Raw genomic sequence first — 601 nt, forward strand, 5'->3', positions numbered from 1 at the left:
TGTCTTCGTTCGGCACCATGCCGGTCACCAACGGCCGGTCCGGGTTGCCGTCCATGAACTGGACGATCACTTCCGAGCCGATGCGCGGAATCGCCGTCACGCCGAAGTTGGCGCCCGACCACGAGGTGGCGACGCGGATCCACGCCGAGCTTTTCTCGTCGTATTCGCCGATGCGGTCCCAGTGGAACTGCACGCGCACGCGCCCGTATTTGTCGGTGTGGATTTCTTCGCCTTTCGGCCCCACCACCAGCGCCGTCTGCAGCCCGTAAATCTTGGGCTCGATGCTGTTGTAGCCGCGCCCCGGACGCCATGGAATCTGCTTGCGGATGCAGGACACGCGGTTTTCGTAGTACGACGGCGTTTCCACATTCACCTGGTAATTGTTGCTGGCCGTGTGGCGCACTTCCAGGATCAGGAAGTTTTTCGAGCCATCGTCAAAGTGTTCCGTCAAGGTAAAGCTGCGGCCCGGCATGACGTAGCGGTCGTTGCCGGCGCCTTCGAAATGCTTGCCGGACGCTTCGATTTCTTCCAGCCGCAAGCGGGTCTTGGCGTCGCCGTCGCCGGCGTCCTTGAAGCCGTAGGCGCCCACGTATTCGTACAC

General features: G+C 61.9%; 1 protein-coding gene. It reads right to left on the bottom strand.

Annotated features, from left to right (window positions below; genetic code table 11):
- A partial coding sequence (locus tag F1735_RS34085) for a type VI secretion system Vgr family protein (RefSeq protein WP_167241475.1) occupies positions 1–601 on the bottom strand: 601 nt, incomplete at both ends.

It is taken from the genome of Massilia genomosp. 1, assembly GCF_011682185.1.
In the GTDB taxonomy this organism is placed as follows: domain Bacteria; phylum Pseudomonadota; class Gammaproteobacteria; order Burkholderiales; family Burkholderiaceae_D; genus Telluria_A; species Telluria_A rubra.